Source organism: Brucella tritici (genome assembly GCF_008932285.1).
In the GTDB taxonomy this organism is placed as follows: domain Bacteria; phylum Pseudomonadota; class Alphaproteobacteria; order Rhizobiales; family Rhizobiaceae; genus Brucella; species Brucella tritici.
Genome location: NZ_WBVY01000002.1, coordinates 554,899 through 574,339, shown reverse-complemented (window position 1 = coordinate 574,339; position 19,441 = coordinate 554,899). Strand labels below are relative to the sequence as shown.

Below are 19,441 nucleotides of genomic sequence, written 5' to 3'. Positions count from 1 at the left end.
GCGCGTGGTGGAGGCGACCCATGCCCAGGAGGAGAGCATTATGGACAGCCACGTCTTCGAGGCGCTGAGTACAGAGACATTGCCGGTTCGGCTTGGCAGCAACACCGCCCTAAAAGAGAGGGTCGGAAGCGATTCGTCGCGCTGGACCATCAGGGAAGTCGGTGACGGCAATCTCAATCTCGTTTTCATCGTCACAGGCGAAGCGGGCGCTGTGATCGTCAAGCAGGCGCTGCCTTATGTGCGCCTCGTCGGCGAAAGCTGGCCGCTTCCGCTCAAGCGCTCCTTCTTCGAGTATCATGCTCTGAAGCGCCAAGGTGCACGCGATCCGGGCATGGTGCCGGAAGTCCTGTTCTTTGACGAAGCGCAGGCAATCATCGTCATGGAATTCCTGACGCCGCACGTCATTCTGCGCCGCGCTCTGATTGACGGTCGCGAACTTCCCAAGATCGGTCGTGACCTCGGCCTCTTCGTTGCTCGTACCCTCTTCCGGGGTTCCGACCTTTCCATGGTGACACGAGAAAAGAAGGCGGATGTCGCCCTGTTTTCCGACAATGTCGAACTCTGCGACATTACGGAAAACCTTGTCTTTTCCGATCCCTATTTCGAGGCAAAGCTCAATCATCACACCACACCGCAGCTCGATCCAATCGTGGTAGAACTGCGCGCAGACCGTGAACTCAAGGTTGAAGCGCAGCGGCTGAAACACCTCTTCTCTGCCAAGGCTGAAACACTCTGCCATGGCGACCTGCACACCGGTTCGGTCATGGTGACCGACGACGAAACCCGCGTCATCGATCCAGAATTTGCCTTTTACGGTCCGATCAGCTTCGACGTCGGTATGCTGATCGCCAATTTCTGGATGAGCTATTTTTCGCAGGCCGGTCACGAGACGACACCCGGCGCTCGCAACAGCATGCGTGCCTATCTTCTCGATACGATCGACACGCTGTGGGAAACGTTCCGCACCGAATTTGCCGCTCTGTGGCGCACGGAGCGCAAAGGCATCCTCTATCAGGCAAGTCTCTTCGAAGATCGCCAGGACCCGCTTGCCGCCGAACAGTCACTCAACATCGTCATCAATGAGATTTGGCACGAAATGCTGGGCTTTGCCGGCATCGAAACCCATCGCCGCATCCTGGGCCTTGCCCATAATGCTGATTTCGAAAACATCGTCGACCCCGACCGCCGTGCTTCTTGCGAGAGCAAGGCGCTGAAGTTCGGGCGTCACCTCGCCGTCAATCGGCAGCGCATCCATAGCCTTCGGGATATCCGCGAGACAGTGGAGCGGCTTGAAAAGGAGATTCTCGCGTGAAAGTCGGAGAACGCCACTACCATACGATCTGGCTGAACGAAGACGGTCGCTCTGTTGACATCATCGACCAGCGCTGGTTGCCGCATGAATTCCGTGTCGTAACGCTGAAAACCGTCACCGATGTTGCCGATGCAATCCACGATATGTGGGTACGCGGCGCGCCGCTGATCGGTGTCACGGCTGCCTATGGCATCGCTATCGCCATGGCAAAGAACCCATCCGATGCACATCTCGATGCTGTATGGGAAGAGCTGAACGAGACGCGCCCAACCGCCATCAACCTGCGCTGGGCGCTGAATGCGATGCGCGAATATCTGCGCCCCTTACCGGAAACCGAACGTGCGGATGCTGCTTACCAGCGCGCGGCCGAGATCGCCGAAGAAGATGTCGAGCTCAACCGCGCAATCGGCGCGAACGGCCTTGATGTAATACGCAAGATCGCTTCGAAGAAGAAGCCGGGCGAGCCCGTGCGCATCCTTACCCATTGTAATGCTGGCTGGCTTGCTACCGTCGATTATGGCACCGCGACTGCGCCGATCTATATGGCAGTCGAGGAAGGAATCCCGGTCCACGTCTACGTCGATGAGACTCGCCCACGTAACCAGGGCGCCTATCTGACGGCCTGGGAAATGAACGGTCATGGCGTGCCGCACACGCTGATCGTCGACAATGCCGGCGGCCACCTGATGCAGCATGGCGATATAGACATGGTGATCGTCGGCACTGATCGCACTACGGCGAACGGCGACGTCTGCAACAAGATTGGCACCTATCTCAAGGCGCTCGCGGCGCGTGACAACGACGTGCCGTTCTATGTTGCGCTCCCTTCACCAACCATCGACTGGACAGTGCATGACGGCGTCAAAGAAATCCCCATCGAAGAACGCGCCGCTGAAGAAGTGAGCTTTGTCCAGGGCCGCGCGGCCGATGGCTCCATTGCGAGCGTCCGCATCTCGCCGGAAGGCAGCCCTGCCGCCAATCCCGCTTTCGATGTCACGCCCGCGCGCCTCATCACCGGCCTCATCACAGAGCGCGGTATCGCAACGCCGTCACCTGAAGGCCTGAAGGCGCTCTTCCCGGAAAGGAGCTGAGACGATGGTTCTGACCAACGAAAAATCCACCGAGGATATCGCACTCGGTATCCGTCGACGGGTCTTCTTCCATACGATGAAGAATAATGGCGGCTATCTGAGCCAAGCCTGTTCCGCCGCCGAAAGCCTTGCGCTGCTTTATAATGAGTTGCTGACGCTTGGTGAACCGACGCTGCCGACAGTGCCGTTGCCTTTCGGGGGCGTACCCTCTGCCCATAATCCGGATGCTTTCACCGGTGCCGGATATCATGGCCCCGTCTGGCCAAGTTTCGACCGCTTTTTCATCTCGCCTGCCCATTATGCGCTCGTCATCTATTCCGCGCTGATTGAGATGGAACGGATGGACGAACATGCCCTCGATCATTTCAACAAGGATGGCGGCTCCGTCGAAATGATCGGTGCCGAACATAGCCCCGGCATGGAAGTGACCACAGGATCGCTGGCGCAGGGGCTATCCATGGCGTCAGGCGTTGCCTGGGCGCGACTGCGGAAAAAGGAGCCCGGTAAAGTATGGGTCTATATGTCTGACGGCGAATTCCAGGAAGGCCAAACCTGGGAATGTCTCGCAGCAATGAGCTATCACAAGATCGACAACGTCCGCGTCATCGTCGACGTGAACCGCCAGCAATGCGACGGGGCCATGTCCTCCGTGCTGGATCTCGGCGACCTTGCGTCCCGTGTCGCGTCCTTTGGCGCCACCTGCCGTTCGGTGGATGGCCATGATCTGGGGGCGCTACGTGCAGCCGCTGAAAGCGCAGAGTCTGGCAAGCCACTCATCATCCTCGCCAATACCTCGCCTTACCAAGGCATGGATTTCCTGAAGAAGCGTTTCCCGCGCCTGCACTATGTCCGTTTCAAAAGCGCGGAAGAGAGGCTGGAAATGCAGACGGCACTTGCTGCCGAACTCGGCATCGATCTCACTGCGATGGAAGGGGCCTGACCATGGTCGAAATCGTCAACCGCCCCTATGCCAAGGCTTTCGAAGCCTTCGCAACCGCGCGCCCGGAAGTTCTGTGCCTTTCTGCTGACCTCACCTCGTCCTGTGAGGTCGACGGCTTTCGCGACCGGCATCCGGAGCAATTTCTCACCCTCGGCATGGCCGAACAGAACATGCTCTCCTTCGCTGGCGGCCTCGCCATGCAGGGCTACCGGCCATTCATCCATACCTTCTCGGTTTTCCTTTATCGCCGCCCGTATGACCAACTGATCAACTCGATTGCCTATTCAAACCGCAAGATACGGCTGATGGGGTTTCTCCCCGGCATCACCACACCGGGTGGCATTACGCATCAGGCGATTGAGGATATTGCCGTATTGCGCGCAGTGCCAAATATGACAATCCTCGAAACAGGCGATGCGACAGAAGTTGAGACCGTACTGGAAGTCGCCGACAGCATCGACGGTCCGGTCTATGTACGCATCCTGCGCGGCGAAGTGCCCCGTCTGTTCTCGACGCCCTTTGAATTCAACAAGCTGCGTACGCTTTCGGAAGGTGAAGATATTCTCGTCGTCTCTTCCGGCGTATGTACCGAAGAAGCCCTGCGGGCCACCGGCCCACTCGCCGCGCGTGGTGTGGGCATCCATCATCTTCACGCCTCGACATTGAAACCATTCGATAGGGACGGCCTCCTGAAAGCCGCGTGCGGCAAGAAAGGCATCGTCACGCTGGAAAACCACACCATCGTCGGCGGCCTCGGCTCACTGGTCGCGGAAATCCTTGCTGAAGAAGGGCTCGGCATCCGCCTCAAGCGTCTTGGCCTCAACGATACGTTTGCGCACGGTGCATCGAAGCCATATCTCATGAAGAAATATGGGCTTGATGCAAGCGCTCTGGTTTCAGCAATTGAAGGGCTTCTCGGCATGAAGCTCGCTATCGGTGAGGAAGAACTGGCGGAAGTTCGCCTCGATCATGTGCATTCTGCACAGAAGGCCGAGGCGCTCTGATGGCGCCGCGCTTTACAGTCACCTATTTCGTGCGCGCCGCCGATGAAGCGGAGGCCAAGGCGCGCGCACTCGATATTGCGCTGGAACAGACTGTAGAAATTCCACGCAATGTCGTGCCGAAAGGCTATGTCGAAGACGAGATACTCGGTCGGCTGGAAAACCTGTACAAAGCCCCCGAAGGCAAGCCGGGTTTTCTCGCCGCAATCTCCTATTCGGAGGATGATGTCGGCGGAGATTTCCTGCAGTTTCTCAACATCATCTTCGGCAACAGCTCCATCAAGCCAGGCATCAAGGTCGAGGATATCGACCTGTCGCCGGGTCTGCTTGATCTATGCAAGGGACCGCGCCACGGCATCGAAGGCTTGCGGGCTCGGGCTGGCGTGGGCCAAAAGCCGTTGCTGATGTCAGCCATCAAGCCGGTCGGCCTTTCGACTGCGGCCCTTGCCCGTCTCGCTCATGATTTTGCGCTGGGCGGCATGCATTTTGTCAAGGACGACCACGGCCTTGTTGACCAGAAAACGGCTCCTTTCGGGGAGCGGCTGAAGGCCTGCATCGAAGCGGTTGGTGAGGCGAATGCGAAGAGCGGTGGTTGCACGAGTTTCGTTCCCAACATCACGGGGCCTGCAACTGCTATCATCGAGCGGGCAAGACAGGCGCAGGAATACGGTGCAGGGGGCGTCATGATCGCTCCGGCCCTCGCGGGCTACGACGTCGTGCGGACACTTGCCAGCGACCCGAACTTTTCCCTGCCCATTGTCTCGCATCCCGCTTTTTCCGGAGCCAATGTCGTCTCACCCGATTGTGGCTTCTCGCACCGCGTCTTTTTCGGCACGCTGCACCGCCTGATGGGTGCCGACGCGGTGGTCTATCCGAATTTCGGCGGACGCTTCGGCTTTACCCGCGCGGAATGTCAGTCGATCGCAAAGGCCTGTGCCGTTGATATGGGTGGCCCGAAGACCATCGTCGCGGCCCCCGGCGGTGGCATGACTTTCGCCCGCATCCCGGAAATGCGTGAAGCCTACGGCGACGATGTCATGTACCTCGTCGGCGGTGCACTGCTATCGGAACCAGATCTGGTCAGCGCTTGCAGACGCCTTGTCGCCGCAACGACGTAAACAATATCAAAGTGCCAACCGCATTAGCACTTCTGAGAAGTGTTTATCACGGTCGAGAATCTAGAGCATTTCTGTTTTGATTAAATCATCAGAAATGCTCTATTTTTTGCTTTTACGTATGTCTCGGCAATACGAATATTACTGATGATAAATATTTTTGCTTCGCGGGCCAAATCGCAACCGGCGTATTTCGACCTTCTATCATCGCAAAGTAGCCTTTTCCTTCTCGCGTTGCGGATGACGTGATGAAAGAGCTTCGGCATGCTTGCCCCGCCCCGTAGCTCGAAGCCGTTCGAGATAGGCAGGGAGTTCACCCAGCGTATGATAGGGACCGCCTTCACGCAAAACAGTCATGAGAGGATCGATATCCTGGTCGCTACGTTCGGCCATTATACCGTGCCATTCATCGAGCAGACGGCTGGCATATGCGACGATATCCGGGCAGCTTTGGGATAGATCCTTCTGCTCATGCGGATCGAATGTGAGATTGAACAGCGTGACAGGCCCGAAATCCTTCAGCCCGTCATGCCATGTCCGCAGCATCAACCAATCTTCGTCCAGATGCCGGAAACGCACACCGCGCTGTACGGCCCATGCGCCTTGGCTGAGCACGAGGTAATCGCGTCCACCATTCTCGCCTTGACGCATTGCAGGTGCGAACGACTTTCCGTCCCAAACCGACGGCACTTTTCCGCCCAACCCGTCAATCAATGTTGCAGGCCAATCGAAATGATAGTGCAGTCCGTGATTTACGCCCGGAGCCTGACCCGGCCAGCGAATGATGAGTGGTACGTTGCAGGTGAATTCATCCGCCGTCTGATGGTCTCCCCAAACATTCAGTTCACCCAGATTTTCACCGTGATCGGCACTGATCACAATGATCGTATCATCATAAAGACCATGTTGCTTCAATGCTGCGATCAAATGGCCGATATGCTCATCTGCGTAGCGGACACCGGCATCATAACCGTTGAACCAGGCCGAAGCTTTCTCCATTGAGTCTATAGGAGCTGGCATTCTGGTGTAATGCGCATGTGGATTATCTGCAGAAAACCCGGTCGGTTCCTGTGGGCTGTGCGGACCATATCCAGCAATGCTTCTTGCCAGAACCTCCTCCGTCATCCATTCGGGCAACGGTTCACCGGCAAAGGGATCACCCCATTCCTCCGGCACGCGATAGGGGGTATGCGGGTCCCACAGATTGACATGCAGGAACCATTTGCGTGACTTGTTGCGTGCAATCCAGTCTATAGCCATCGGCACGATTTCGTCGGCATTTTCCATGCCACCCTTGCCGCAATTCATGACTTCATTGAAACCGGCATACCAATGCCAGCAGCCATGGCGCTCACCAAAGCTGGATATGGTGGTGGTATGATAATCTAGATCACGTAGAGCTTTCATCCAGCCTTCTTCATAGAAGGTGCCTGCCCATGCACGACTCGCACCTTCCCGAAAAGGCTCGCAGGCCGTGCCTCCATGGCCAACCACCCCTGTGCGAAAACCGTGTCTGCCCGACCACAGCGCGGTACGCGACGGATGACAGGGAACATCCGAAACATAGATATTTTCAAACCGTACGCCTTCTCGCGCGATAGCGTCGATAACCGGTGACGTATTGCGATGATAACCGTAGCAGCCCAGATGATCGCGGCGCAGGCTATCAATGTCGATATAGAGGACGTTCATTGTGGATTTCCTGTAGGCAAAAGAGAGGGTGGGGAAAGCCCCGACGGGCATGGGTTTGAGCGGCTCTGAATTATCTGCACAACTCAAAGCCGCTCCGGGATCCGCTGTCTGCGCGTGGTTCGTTTCGCGCAGACAGCGACTCGTCATTTCGCAGCGAAATAATCGGCCAGATAATAGTCTTTCGGATCGAGCGGGCTTTCAAGTTTGCCGAAGGTAACGAACATCTCGGCCATGCCCGACAGCCAGCCATTAACCGATCCGTCGCCGGTGAGCTTGACCAGTTCTTCACTCGTCAGCGACTTTCCGTTTTTGGCTTCCGTCTCCAGATTGGCCTTTTCGATTTGGAGAAACTTTGCCGTAATGTCGACGGACTGCTCCGGATTTGCAGTGCGGAAATCCTCGGCTTCCTTGATGACCGCGATCATACGCTTCACCGCCTCTGGATTTTCGGTCACGATCTCGTTGCGCGCGATGAACGCGCTTGGAAACGTTTTCTCTGGAAAGAAGTCGCTATTGGCCGCCAGCTCCACCATACCGGGAACATGTTCCTTGATCGTGCCAATCAACGGATACCAAATGCCCGCAGCGTCGATTTGTTTGGAAGCAAAGGCCGATACGACCGTAGATGGGTCCATCTTGACGACCTGAACATCATCCAGCTTCATCCCTGCCTTGCCTAGAGCGAGCCGGAGCAGCATATCGCCAGAGGTGCCTTCTGGGACACCAATCTTCTTGTCCTTCAGGTCGGCCATCGACTTGAAGCCCTCCTGCGCGATCACCCGGTCTGAAAACCCCACCGAATTGATGGCCACAATCTTGGCCTTGCCACTTGCAGGCAACCACAACGCGCCGGGGCCGATATAGCCGAAATCAAGGCTACCGGCACCAAGTGCCTGCACCTGAATGGGGCCGTTGGTAAACACCCGCGTGTCAGCTTCAAGACCGTGCTTCTCCCAAAGCCCCTGCGCGCTGGCAATCGCCGTGATGCTGGTGCCCCAGTAATCCGCAATATAACCGACACGCACTGGAATATTGTCGGCAAGGGCGGCGGCGGGCAGAAGGGTTAATGCCAAGCTCATAGCAAGAAAAGCACGTCTTTTCATCTGATCATCTCCTCATTATCGACCGTGTGACGATTACTGGCCTGTTTGTGGCGTCTGATGGTAGACGGCATGCCAGACGCTGTTGCGGATGGCTGCAAATTCCGGGGACAGACGAATGGCATCGGTGCGCGGATATGGGAGATCAACCGGAATGATCTGATCCAGCCTGCCAGGACGGGCCGCCATGACGATGACGCGATTTGCGAGATAAACCGCCTCATCCACATCATGGGTGATAAACATCACCGTGCGCTGCTCGCGGCTCCAGGCGTCAAGCAACTGGTCCTGCATATGTACACGCGTCAGCGCGTCAAGCGCGCCGAACGGTTCGTCCATCAGCAGGATTTCAGGTGCGGCAGCGTAAGCACGCGCAATGGCGCAGCGCTGCTTCATGCCACCCGACAAGGCTTTCGGCAGAGAATCGGCAAAATCCGTAAGGCCGACCAGAGACAGGTAATGATCGGAAATCTCGCGCCGCTTCGCGCGCGACATGCCTGCAATGCTGAGGCCGAATTCAACGTTCTGACGCACGGTGAGCCAGGGAAACAGCGCATATTGCTGAAAAATGACTCCACGCTCCGGCCCGGGACCAGCAACCGGCTTGTCACCAACAAGAATATCACCGCTCGACGGTCGCAAAAGCCCGGCCGCAATATTCATTGCAGTGGATTTTCCGCAACCGGACGGACCTACCACCGTTACGAATTCACCATCGGCAATATCGAGGTTCAGCCGATCCAGAGCGAGAAAGCCGCCATAGTGCATCACTACATTGTTGAAGGATATTTTAGGTGTCATGCCCGCTCCTGCCATTGTGTCAGGCGACGGTCAGCCGCCTGAAGCAGCCGATCCATGAACAGCCCGAGGATACCAATTGTGATGAGGCTCACGAAAATGGTCGGCAGATCGTAGTAGAGTTGCGCCTGCTGCATACGATATCCAAGTCCCGACTGGGCCGCGATCAGTTCAGCAGCAACCACGGTTGCCCAGGCAGATCCAAGTCCGATGCGCACGCCCACCAGAATGAAAGGAACAGACGCGGGGACGATCACACGGGCGAAGATTGTCGCATCCTTCGCACCCAGCACCCGAGCGGCGTTGATAAGCGTGCGATCCACACTGATCACACCCTGATAGGTAGCCACAACAGAAGACAGAAACGATGCAAGAAAGATGACGAAAATCTTTGGCGATTCATCAATGCCCAGTGTCACGATGGCCAGCGGTATCACTGCCAGTGGCGGAATCATTCGGAAGAACTGAACCCACGGCTCGATCAGACTGCGCGCAATACGATACCACCCCATGAGAAAGCCTACGGGTATCGCAAGCGCCACGCCCAGCACGAAGCCGGAGAGAACCCGGTGCAGACTGGCGAATATGTCTCCCACGAGCTGGCCGTTCAGAAGCAGAGTCACTGCCCGATTGAGCACATCGACCGGGCCAGGCAACACCACCGCACCCGTTGCCGTAAGGAGGTGCCAGCATCCTATCCCCACTGCAAAGGAAAGAAGATTGAGGCCGAGGCCTGTCATACGTGCGTTCATCGGGATACTCCCGAATAAAACAGGTGGTCCAGTGCAACTGCAGCTGCGCCCACTGCACCAGCATTGTCTCCGAAACCGCCACGTTCTATCCGCAAGACATTGCGCATATGCGGCAGCACCCGCGGCGGCAGATCGCATCGCAAACGCTCGTAGAAAGCCTCCGGCGCTTCCGCAAAATGCCCACCGAGCACGATCAAATCCGGTGTCAGCAGATTGACCGCATTGGCAAGCGCAGTTGTAAAGTGGCCAGCAACTTCATCATGCAGTACCGGATCACGTGCGACCGCCGCAAGAAGCGGTTCCCCGCCGTTAGCTCCACGCTCGCGCAACACGCGTTCTGAAACAAAAGTTTCCAGACAGCCGCGATTGCCGCAGGCACAAAGTGCACCCTGTGGATCGATCTGGATGTGTCCCAGCTCCACCGCCCCATGACCGCCGGGGCGGAACGGCATGCCGTCTACCACCAGACCCGCTCCGAGACCCGTGCGCAGATAAACATAAAGGACAGCCGGACAGCCCTGCCCTATGCCATAATGGGCCTCGGCCAAAGCCATGGCCGTAACATTCTGTTCGACCACGGTTGGAATATTCAGTTCGGCTTCCATTGCATCGGCGAAAGCGACATCGCGCCAGCCGGTATTAATCGATAGTAAATTGCGACGGCGCGCCTGATCGACCGGTCCCGGCACCCCCATGCCGATGCCGACGAGGCTACCCAGAGAAATACCCTTGCTCCGTACGAGATCGCGCAGAACATCGGCTATCTGATGCGTCAGTTTCAACGGATTATCGTTTGCAGCGTGATCAAAGGTAGCGCTTGTAATCACCTGTGCCGTCAGATCGCAAATTGCCACCTGTACAACCTCAGCGCCGACATGCACGCCAGCAACATAATGAGCCGACGGAACCAAGCGCACACTGACTGGTGGCCTGCCTGGTGCCAACGATCCGGAAGGCAGAACAGGAGCTTCGGTTTCGGCAATACAACCATCCTTGAGCAGTTGCGCGGTGAGATGCGTGAGGGTCGTGGCTGACAATCCGCAACGCCGCGCCAGTTCGGCGCGTGATTGCGGCCCCTCATCACGCAGGATTTTTAACACCATGCCGAGGTGTATGCTCATGCGACCCCTCCCTATTTATTTTCTAAAGTTGAGTAAATAATTAGAGGTGTCAACCGAATTCTCTCTAACAATGCTTTTTGCTGTTTCAATGAGAACCACAAGCGGGTTGCGGCAGTTCCGCTGGCCGCCCATCCTGCAGCGCTCTGCCCAGCAGTAATAGACAGCCAAGATTACACCCGGAACGGACTTTCACATGGTCGATCCCGAGGTAATTTGAGAGATATGATGTCGAAGTTATTCGCCTCTTAAGCAGACCCAGCCCAAATTTACTGATGTAGTAGCCAACGATTGTGGCGGGCCGTCTGACCTTTCAGCCTTCGAGTGGAATGCGCTTACACTTCACCTTAGCCGCCAGTACAGGCGGAAGGGGCAGCTCGCCCTATACCCCATGAAAGGCGCCCCTGCACAATGGTCAGCGTCCGCTTGCCATTCGAAAAAGTCGTACCTTTTTTCCCAACGGCAGGTAGATCAATAGCCGTTTTTCCATTGACAGATACAGAAGCCCGATCACCGAAAAGGCGTACCGCCAGATGGGTACCGTCCTTACATTTATAGTCGCTGACGGGGTAAGGATTGCCCCCGCCGATTGATGCACCGAACGCGGAATGGCCAAAGGTTGCAAGTGTCAGGACGCAAAGTGCTGCGATCAACGGACTTTTCAACGCGACAATCCTCCGAAATGAGAACGCACCATAGAAGTGAAGCATACTATATTGCATTCCAAGCGAGTTTAACGGATTTCGCTCAGAATTCTCGCACCCGTCGTTCAATCCGCTGACGAGTTATCCTGTCCGGAAGCGTGCCACAGCGAAATTGCAGTGGCAACTGATCGGCGCGTTTATTTGCTGCACTGAACCGTCGTCGCAAAAAACTAATGTGGTTGTCCGACAATTTTCTCCCGCCGGAACCAGCGACGGCTTGCCAGTCGGTCGATCTCCACGAATATCACCGGTGTGATAAACAGTGTCAGCACCTGGCTTAAAATCAGACCACCCACGACCGCTACACCGAGCGGCTGGCGCAGCTCCGAACCTTGTCCATGACCGAGTGCAACGGGCACCGCCGCAAGAAGCGCACAGAAAGTCGTCATCATGATCGGGCGAAACCGTCGAATGGCGGCAAGATGGATGGCGTCGTCCGGTGCACGATTTTCATCCCGTTTCAATGTCAGGGCGACGTCCACCATCATGATCGCGTTTTTCTTCACGATGCCGATCAGCATGAGAAGACCTATAAGCGCTATGATCGAAAGATCGAACCCGAAAAGCTGCAATGTCGCCAGCGCACCAAAAGCCGCCGATGGCAGGCCGGACAGGATTGTCAGCGGATGGGCGAAACTTTCGTAAAGAACACCCAGAACGATATAGATCGTTGCGATCGCCGCAAAGATGAGAAGCCCCATGTTTCCGGTCGATTGAGCAAAGATCTGCGCCGCACCGGAAGGACGCATTGTAACGGAAACCGGCATGCCAATCTCGTTGCGCAGGCTTTCCAGACGATCTGTCGCTGTACCAAGGGAAACACCTGCTGGCAGGTTGTAGGAGAGCGTGACAGAAGCGAGCTGACCGGACTGATTGACCGTTACCGGACCATTTGTCCGGGAGATCGTCGCAAAACTTGCAAGCGGAACAAGCACGCCTGACGCGGATGGAACACGAAGTGCGCCCAGCATCGTCTCATCCCAAGGCCTGCTCTGGTCAAGTTCGATGATGACATCATAACTGTTGCCAGTCGTCTGTATCTGCGACACCGTGAGTGTCCCATATGCTGCTTCCAGTGTCTTGCGGATTACTTCCGACGTTATGCCGAGGCTTCCCGCCTTGTCGTCGTCAATATCAATGCGAGCCTGTAGCGCATTGTCCTGCAGGTCGGAAGCGACATCAACGAAAGTGCCCGGCTCGGCTTTCATCGCATCGTCAAGCTTTTGCGACCAGGAGCGTGCTTCGTTGGCATCTAGCGATTGCAAAACGATCTGATACTGGCTTTGCGTGCTACGGCCGCCAAAGCGCAAGCTCTGTACCGGGGTGAGATATGCAGTCAGTCCAGGCAGTCCGGCAAGTTTCTTCCGAAGTTCACTCAGCGTCTGGTCTAGCGGCGGGCGCGCATCTCGCGCTTTAAGCTGTACAAACATGGAGCCTGTATTGAATGTCGAACCACCCGGCCCACTTCCAAGTGACGCCGTAACATGCTCAACCGCAGGATTGCCAGAAACGATGGAGGCCGCTTGCTTCTGCAATTCGCTCATTCCCTGATAGGAGATGTCCTGTCTGGCCTGGGTTGAGATGGTCACCAGTCCCGTATCTTCCTGTGGGAAGAAGCTGCGTGGCAATGTCATGAACGACCATACCGAACCAAAGAAACTCAGCACGAAAAGCAACATCACCAGAAGCCGATGTCGGAGACACCAGCCAACAGCGCGTCCGTAGCCTGCGGTCACCCGGTCGAACATTTGCGCGATACGTCCGGGTTCCGCCTGTTTGTGCGGCAGACGGGCAGCAAGCATGGGCGTGACCGTCAGTGAGACCAGCGCCGAGGACAGAATTGCCAGCGTGACCACCACGCCGAATTCGTTCAGCACCCGACCAACGATACCGCCCATCAGAAGGATCGGCAGAAAAACGGCAACCAGCGACAGCGACATGGAAATGATTGTACCTGTCACTTCCTGACTGCCGACAACAGCTGCCTGAAAAGGGGGTAGTCCCTCCTCCACGTGACGGACGATATTCTCAAGCATCACGATGGCGTCGTCGACAACCAGACCCACTGCCAATGTCAGCGCCAATACCGAAATATTGTCGATGGAGAATCCGAGGGCATACATCGCTGCAAATGTCGTGACTAGAGAAAGCGGAACCGCCAGCCCTGGGATCATCGTCGCCCAGAACTGCCCCAGAAACAGGAAAATCACCAACACCACAAGACCGATGGTTATGGCCAGTGTTGTTTGAACATCTGCGACCGCTGCACGGATCGATGCTGAAGCATCGTTGACGACCGCAATATGCATCTGTGCAGGCAGCGCCGTCTCGATTTCAGGAAGCTTGGCGCGGATCGCATCGACAACAGCCACAGTATTCGAACCGGGCTGGCGCTGAACCGCCAGAGCGATCGTTTGCTTCCCATCCAGCCAGCTACCCTGATTGACGTTATCCACGCTATCCAGCACCGTGGCTACATCGGACAGACGGACGATACGGTTACCACTGCCTGCAACAATCAAGTCCTTGAACTCCGCCGCATTCGTGCGCTGAGTTTTGGCATTAACCGTTAGTGCCTGCGAGCTGTTCTGCAGCGTTCCGACCGGGGTCTGGTCATTCGCTGCAGCAATGGTATCGCCGAGGCCCGATAGCGACAGATTTCGGCTGTCGAGTTTGTCAGGATCCACTTCCACGCGGACCGCGTAGGTCTTAGAACCATAAACCTGCGCCTGTGCCACACCCGAGATAGTCGACAAGGCTGGGGAGATAATGTTCTGCGCGATATCATCCATCTGGGTCAGCCGCGCGCCATCGCTTGTCAGGGCCAGAATGATTACGGGCGCGTCAGCGGGGTTTGCCTTGCGATAGCTCGGTGGCGTGGTGAGATTATCCGGCAGTTGTCGTTGCGCGCGCGTAATGGCCGCCTGCACATCTGCTGCTGCTGCATCGATATTGCGCGTCAGGTCGAACTGCAACGTAATCGACGTGTTTCCAAGCGATGATGTGGCGCTGATCGTATCGATACCTGCAATCGTCTCAAACTGCTTGATAAGCGGCGTTGCGACGGAAGAAGCCATCGTGTCAGGCGACGCGCCAGCCAGTTGGGCGGAGACGTTGATGGTCGGAAAGTCCGCTTCGGGCAATGCCGCGACTGGTAACTGATAGTAAGCCGCAATCCCGCCGATCAACCCGCCGATCATCAGAAGGATGGTCGCTACCGGGCGACGAATGAAGACCTCGGAAATATTCATTGCCAGTCTACCTTCGTTCGGTTCAGTCGGATGAAACCTTGGTATCCGGTTCTGCGTCGGCCAATTTTACCTTGCTGCCATTAGAGAGCGCCCTTTGGCCTTCCGTAACCACTCTCTCGCCGGGCTGAAGACCCGCACTCAAGCCCGCCATGCCGTTGGCACGCAAAGCGACCGTCACTGGTCGTATTTCAACGGAGTTGTCGGGTTTGACCACATAGCTTATGGAGCCGTTTTCCTGCGGCTGGACAGCAACATCTGGAACCAGCACCAGATCACCGATCTGCCCCGCTTCGACGGAGACACGCAAGGACTGCCCCGGCCAGAAGTCGCCGGAATGATTGTCGAGTGTGGCTCGCAAACGCACAGTGCCGCTGCCCGGATCAATCGCGTTGTCGATGAAATTGACGGGGCCGCTTTCGGTGACGTCCCTTCCATCCGCGGAGATTGCAGTCACATCAGCTTTCAACATTCCGGCAGTCATTGTCGAACGAATATGGGCGAGATCGGTTTCGGGAAGCGTAAATTCCGCATAAACCGGCGTCATCTGCGTAATCGTTGCAACGGGTGCTCCGGCTGCGAGATAGGCACCCACGGAAACCTGAACGACACCCAATTGTCCGTCGAAAGGTGCAACAATGCGCATATGTGAAAGCGTCACCTGGTCGGCAGCCAGTTGCGCCTGATCGACTTGCAGTTGCGCTTGCGCAACCTTCAGCGCGGCCAGTGCATCGTCACCGCTCTGAGATGTGCTGACCCCTTTTTGTACCAGATCCTGCGTGCGCTTCAGCTGAATTTCGGCATCGTTTAGCGTGGCTTGAGACTTGGCAACGGAAGCGGCATCCTTCCCGAGGTTTGCACGGACCGCCTGATCATCAAGCTGAGCAATAAGATCGCCTGCTTTTAAAATGGCGCCATCCTTGACATTCAATGCTGCAACATTACCCGTCTCCGGACTATTCACTGCTGTTGATGCCACAGCCACTATAGTGCCGATTGTATTGCGCAGTACCGGCAGCGATCCCGACGTTGCAACGATAGCCTTGACCGCATGTTCGCTATTCGCCGAACTGGCGCGCCTGCCATCGCTGTGTCCGGCAACAGGAGGGGCTGTGGGATCCTTCCCTTTGAGGTCACGCCACCCAACATACGCAGCGCTGGCAACTAGCAATATCGAAAGACCGTAGAAAACCCAGCGTTTCACTGCAGTTCCTATTCACGAACCTAGACGCCAACAATCACTCCGATTACGCTACCACAAATCATTTCACAGGCAATTAAACTCATTGAGAGCCAATCGGGCTGCGTTTGCCTTCTGCCGAGTTGTGTAAACAGATCGGCCGTCACTCCATAGCTGGTCAGCAACTTCTCAGAGAAATCCACGCGACAAGCAATAACGCATCCAGATCGCTACTTTCAAAGATGAATGATCGCGCACCGCGACGACATCAGGATCGACCGCTGGGTCAGGTTTCCAGATAGTGACTTGCGACCGCGTTTTACCAAATCCATTCAAGATCAGTTCAACCAGATATAGTGCTGCTTGTTGATCTCACAAGAAGCAGCATAGGAAGAAATTTAGTTGCAGTAGACGACGTGCGGGGTAGGAATACGAGTCCCCCCGTAAATGAAATGCTCCAATAGAAAGCTTGATCACATCAGTCACAGACCATGGGATGCCGGGCCAGGTTCACAACCTGTTTCAAGGCCGCTTCGATACCCAGAACCCTGCTTTGAGGTATGTCCATGCCTTCCGCATAAACGAATTCCACATTCGTAATTCCCATAAGACCGAGAACTGATCGCAGATAAGGAGTGACTGCATCGCTGTCATGGCCGACATGCACACCACCGCGCGAACTGAATACGATAGCGTCGACACCTTCCACAAGTCCGATGGGATAGGTTTTGGTGTATTGGAAAGTAACGCGTGCGCGCGCCACAAGATCAAACCAGTTTTTTAACTGTGTAGGAACGTTGAGATTGTACATCGGCGCACCGATCAACAGCAGATCGCTGCATTTGAGTTCATCGATCAGCGTGTCCGAGAGGGCGACGGCGTTCTTGAGACGCTCGCTTGTCTGTTCGGCACCGCGCAGCGACGAGAAAATTCCATTGTCCAGAACTGGAAGATCAATCGCAGACAGGTCGCGAATCCTGACTTGGTCTTCATGTCCCTGCCGTTTGCGCTCTGCGATGAACTTGTAGATGAGTTCGTTGGTAAAGGAGTTTTCGCCCATAATGCTCGATTTGAGAGCGAGAATTTTCTTAGCCATGCTGCTTCAACCTTCCACTTGTCGATTTCAGGCGCTTGTATCATTGCCATTGCATCAACAGTGGTGATAGTTTGTCGACATATTGTTGCCTGAAAGGACGCAATTATGCGCACCGATCTAAGCGCGTTACCGGTTTTCACGGCAGTCGCGGAAGCTTCCAGTTTTACCGAGGCGGCAGAAAAGCTTCATCTAACCCGTTCTGCCATAAGCAAAACCATTGGGCGTCTGGAAGACCAGATCGGAACCCAACTTTTCCATCGAACCACGCGGAACGTGTCGCTGACGCCGGAGGGGGCTCAGTATTACGAATATTGCAAGAGGGCACTCACCGAAATTTCCGCCGCAGAAATGCTGCTCGATGCGGGCAGAATGGAAGTCGCCGGGCGGCTGAAGATTTCTGTACCAGTGCTGTTCGGACAGTCTCGTGTCCTGCCTATTCTCACAGGCTTCGCCAAAGACCACCCCGCATTGACGCTGGAAATGTCGTTCAATGATCGGATTGTTGACCTGATCGACGAGGACTTCGACATAGCAATAAGAATTGGCGAACTTTCAGACCGTCAAGGCAGCCAACTTGTCGCCCGTCGTCTGGGTGAGCATGGAATGAAATTCTGCGCAGCGCCTCACTACTTCGAAAACCATCCTGTCCCCACCACGATTGAGGAACTGCTGCTTGGCGAAAGCATTGCATATGCGAGATCCGGAATGATCCAAGCCTGGCGGTTTAAAGATACTGACAATTTTGAAAGATCGATCGAACCGAAAAGCCGCTATGTGATGGATGATTTCCAAGCCATCCTTCAATTGGTCAAGAGCGGTATCGGGGTAGCCTGGCTGCCTGATTTCTTCATAGAAGAGGACATCGCCAGAGAGCAAATTGTGGAATTGTTGCCGTCCCTAAACAGTATCACTTTTCCTATATCGACAGTTTGGAGGCACAACACTCCATTGCCGCTAAAGATCAGGCTTGCCATCGACCATCTGATAACAGGATTGGAAAGGATCAGGTTTTGAACGTCTCCTCAATCTGCGGAAAGCGCTCCCGCCCCCGTTCCTCAAATCATGTATTTGTCCCAGAAACCTTCCTGCGGTGCAATCTGTTCAACGATGTCGACCCAGAGTCCCGAGGGGTCCGCAAAACCGAAACGACGCTGACCGAACGGCTCATCGGTAAGAGGATAGGTTACCGGTAATCCTTTTACGGTCAGTTCGTCATAAGCTGCTTTGGCATCCGCCACTTCCATTTCAAAACAGAGGCCGGTTCCGCTGAAGCTTTCACGGCCGGGAGGCGCGGAGGGATGGTCGGGCGTCATGAAGGCGATAGATGCGCTATTGCCTTCAGCGACCAGCAGACAGAACCACGAACTGTCGAAGACCATTTCGAAACCGAGATGTTTGACCCAGAAGTCGCGCGCCTCGTCTTTCTTCCCTGTGATGACAATCGGGTAACGATCGGAAAAATGCATTGGGCGCTCCTTGCTAATTAAAAACAAACAGACTATCTGTTTTTGCGAGTTATAAAAACAGACAGACTGTCTGTCAATTTCCTCATGAGAGAGTCGCCATGTCCGAGCCACCAATCTCCAAAAATGAACTTCGTGCTACCCGGACCAAGGGACGCTTGGTTGAGGCTGCGCGCAAACTGTTCGCCCGCGACGGGTATGCACAAACAGGGACCGAAGCCATTCTTGCTGCAGCAGGCGTGAAACGCGGTGCGCTCTATCACCATTTTCGCGACAAGGCAGATCTCTTTGAAGCTGTCTGTCGCGATCTCGCTGCAGAAGCAGCCGAAGCTGTCGAGGCTGCCACCGACGCGCTGACCGACCCCGTCGACATGTTAGAGAAAGGCGCCGTCGCCTGGATCGACTATATGGGGCGACCGGAAAGCCGCCGCATTCTCGTTATCGATGCGCCCGGCGTGCTCGGTCGCGAACGGTGGGAAGCACTGGACCGCGAACTGTCTTTCGATCTTCTGTGTGCGGGTGTGGCTGAAGCAATCAGCGCCAACGCGATCCGGTTTGAAGCAGGCCCCGATGTGCTCGCTGTTTTGTTCAACGGTGCGATGAATGAGATTGCGTTGCGTGCAAGCGACGATGCCTCCGCGCTCAAGGCTGGCTTTCTAGAATTGATACGCGCCTTGACGGCCCGACCGTAACGGCAAAATGACAGGCCCAAATCAATGCGATCCCGTTGTTCGCCGCCTCAGGCACTTAGAAACCTCTTTTGGATGCAAGCAGACTTGAATTCTGGCCGGCTCAATCTCCTCGTCAAGGAACAATAAGTGGAAAACTCCA

The 19,441-nt window shown here is 55.7% G+C and carries 17 protein-coding genes; 7 read left to right on the top strand and 10 right to left on the bottom strand.

The window, feature by feature from the left end; translation table 11 throughout:
- Nucleotides 1-40 precede the first annotated feature (40 nt).
- From mtnK to F9K94_RS08050, 5 genes are read left to right on the top strand one after another with little or no spacing between them, the layout of a single operon-like run.
- Nucleotides 41-1,312 carry an S-methyl-5-thioribose kinase gene (gene mtnK / locus F9K94_RS08070; protein WP_151644780.1) on the top strand — a complete coding sequence of 424 codons (1,272 nt, stop codon included), beginning with the start codon at nucleotides 41-43 and terminating at the stop codon, nucleotides 1,310-1,312.
- Nucleotides 1,309-2,403 carry an S-methyl-5-thioribose-1-phosphate isomerase gene (gene mtnA / locus F9K94_RS08065; protein ID WP_151644778.1) on the top strand — a complete coding sequence of 365 codons (1,095 nt, stop codon included), beginning with the start codon at nucleotides 1,309-1,311 and terminating at the stop codon, nucleotides 2,401-2,403. The genes mtnK and mtnA overlap by 4 nt, the downstream gene beginning before the upstream one ends.
- 4 nt (nucleotides 2,404-2,407) lie before the next feature.
- Nucleotides 2,408-3,343: a transketolase gene (locus F9K94_RS08060; RefSeq protein WP_151644776.1), complete on the top strand. Its 936-nt coding sequence runs from the start codon at nucleotides 2,408-2,410 to the stop codon at nucleotides 3,341-3,343.
- 2 nt (nucleotides 3,344-3,345) lie between these two features.
- Complete coding sequence (locus tag F9K94_RS08055) at nucleotides 3,346-4,347, top strand: transketolase family protein (protein ID WP_151644774.1); 1,002 nt, start codon at nucleotides 3,346-3,348, stop codon at nucleotides 4,345-4,347.
- Complete coding sequence (locus tag F9K94_RS08050; RefSeq protein ID WP_151644772.1) at nucleotides 4,347-5,462, top strand: RuBisCO large subunit C-terminal-like domain-containing protein; 1,116 nt, start codon at nucleotides 4,347-4,349, stop codon at nucleotides 5,460-5,462. Before F9K94_RS08055 ends, F9K94_RS08050 begins: the two co-directional genes overlap by 1 nt.
- Nucleotides 5,463-5,663: 201 nt before the next feature.
- Here the strand turns inward: F9K94_RS08050 and F9K94_RS08045 are convergent, their stop codons facing one another.
- The 9 genes from F9K94_RS08045 to F9K94_RS08005 all read right to left on the bottom strand — a co-directional run bounded on the left by F9K94_RS08045 (nucleotide 5,664) and on the right by F9K94_RS08005 (nucleotide 17,147).
- Nucleotides 5,664-7,151: a sulfatase-like hydrolase/transferase gene (locus tag F9K94_RS08045; RefSeq protein WP_151644770.1), complete on the bottom strand. Its 1,488-nt coding sequence runs from the start codon at nucleotides 7,149-7,151 to the stop codon at nucleotides 5,664-5,666.
- Nucleotides 7,152-7,294: 143 nt separating this feature from the next.
- Nucleotides 7,295-8,254, bottom strand: coding sequence for an aliphatic sulfonate ABC transporter substrate-binding protein (locus F9K94_RS08040; protein WP_151644768.1), 960 nt, complete (start codon nucleotides 8,252-8,254; stop codon nucleotides 7,295-7,297).
- 33 nt (nucleotides 8,255-8,287) lie between these two features.
- Entirely contained in the window at nucleotides 8,288-9,052 is a 765-nt protein-coding gene (locus tag F9K94_RS08035; protein ID WP_151644766.1) for an ABC transporter ATP-binding protein, read from the bottom strand.
- Nucleotides 9,049-9,801, bottom strand: a complete 753-nt coding sequence (locus F9K94_RS08030) for an ABC transporter permease (protein ID WP_151644764.1) — start codon at nucleotides 9,799-9,801, stop codon at nucleotides 9,049-9,051. The genes F9K94_RS08035 and F9K94_RS08030 overlap by 4 nt, the downstream gene beginning before the upstream one ends.
- The gene (locus tag F9K94_RS08025) at nucleotides 9,798-10,922 is read right to left on the bottom strand and encodes an ROK family transcriptional regulator (protein ID WP_151644762.1); all 1,125 of its coding nucleotides are present in this window, start codon (nucleotides 10,920-10,922) and stop codon (nucleotides 9,798-9,800) included. Before F9K94_RS08025 ends, F9K94_RS08030 begins: the two co-directional genes overlap by 4 nt.
- A gap of 344 nt (nucleotides 10,923-11,266) precedes the next feature.
- Nucleotides 11,267-11,584, bottom strand: a complete 318-nt coding sequence (locus F9K94_RS08020; RefSeq protein WP_151644760.1) for a hypothetical protein — start codon at nucleotides 11,582-11,584, stop codon at nucleotides 11,267-11,269.
- Between the two features lie 209 nt (nucleotides 11,585-11,793).
- Nucleotides 11,794-14,874: an efflux RND transporter permease subunit gene (locus F9K94_RS08015; RefSeq protein ID WP_151644758.1), complete on the bottom strand. Its 3,081-nt coding sequence runs from the start codon at nucleotides 14,872-14,874 to the stop codon at nucleotides 11,794-11,796.
- 22 nt (nucleotides 14,875-14,896) lie between these two features.
- On the bottom strand, nucleotides 14,897-15,889 hold the full coding sequence (locus F9K94_RS08010) for an efflux RND transporter periplasmic adaptor subunit (protein WP_235920609.1): 993 nt from the start codon (nucleotides 15,887-15,889) through the stop codon (nucleotides 14,897-14,899).
- Between the two features lie 640 nt (nucleotides 15,890-16,529).
- Nucleotides 16,530-17,147, bottom strand: a complete 618-nt coding sequence (locus F9K94_RS08005) for an FMN-dependent NADH-azoreductase (RefSeq protein ID WP_151644756.1) — start codon at nucleotides 17,145-17,147, stop codon at nucleotides 16,530-16,532.
- 105 nt (nucleotides 17,148-17,252) lie between these two features.
- On the opposite strand from F9K94_RS08005, the gene F9K94_RS08000 reads away from it, so the two are divergent.
- Nucleotides 17,253-18,161, top strand: a complete 909-nt coding sequence (locus F9K94_RS08000; protein WP_151644754.1) for a LysR substrate-binding domain-containing protein — start codon at nucleotides 17,253-17,255, stop codon at nucleotides 18,159-18,161.
- 41 nt (nucleotides 18,162-18,202) lie between these two features.
- Here F9K94_RS08000 and F9K94_RS07995 read toward each other — a convergent pair whose 3' ends face one another.
- Nucleotides 18,203-18,613: a VOC family protein gene (locus tag F9K94_RS07995; RefSeq protein WP_151644752.1), complete on the bottom strand. Its 411-nt coding sequence runs from the start codon at nucleotides 18,611-18,613 to the stop codon at nucleotides 18,203-18,205.
- Nucleotides 18,614-18,711: 98 nt separating this feature from the next.
- Here F9K94_RS07995 and F9K94_RS07990 point away from each other — a divergent pair, with 98 nt between their 5' ends.
- Nucleotides 18,712-19,302, top strand: coding sequence for a TetR/AcrR family transcriptional regulator (locus F9K94_RS07990; RefSeq protein WP_151644750.1), 591 nt, complete (start codon nucleotides 18,712-18,714; stop codon nucleotides 19,300-19,302).
- Nucleotides 19,303-19,441: the final 139 nt, after the last annotated feature.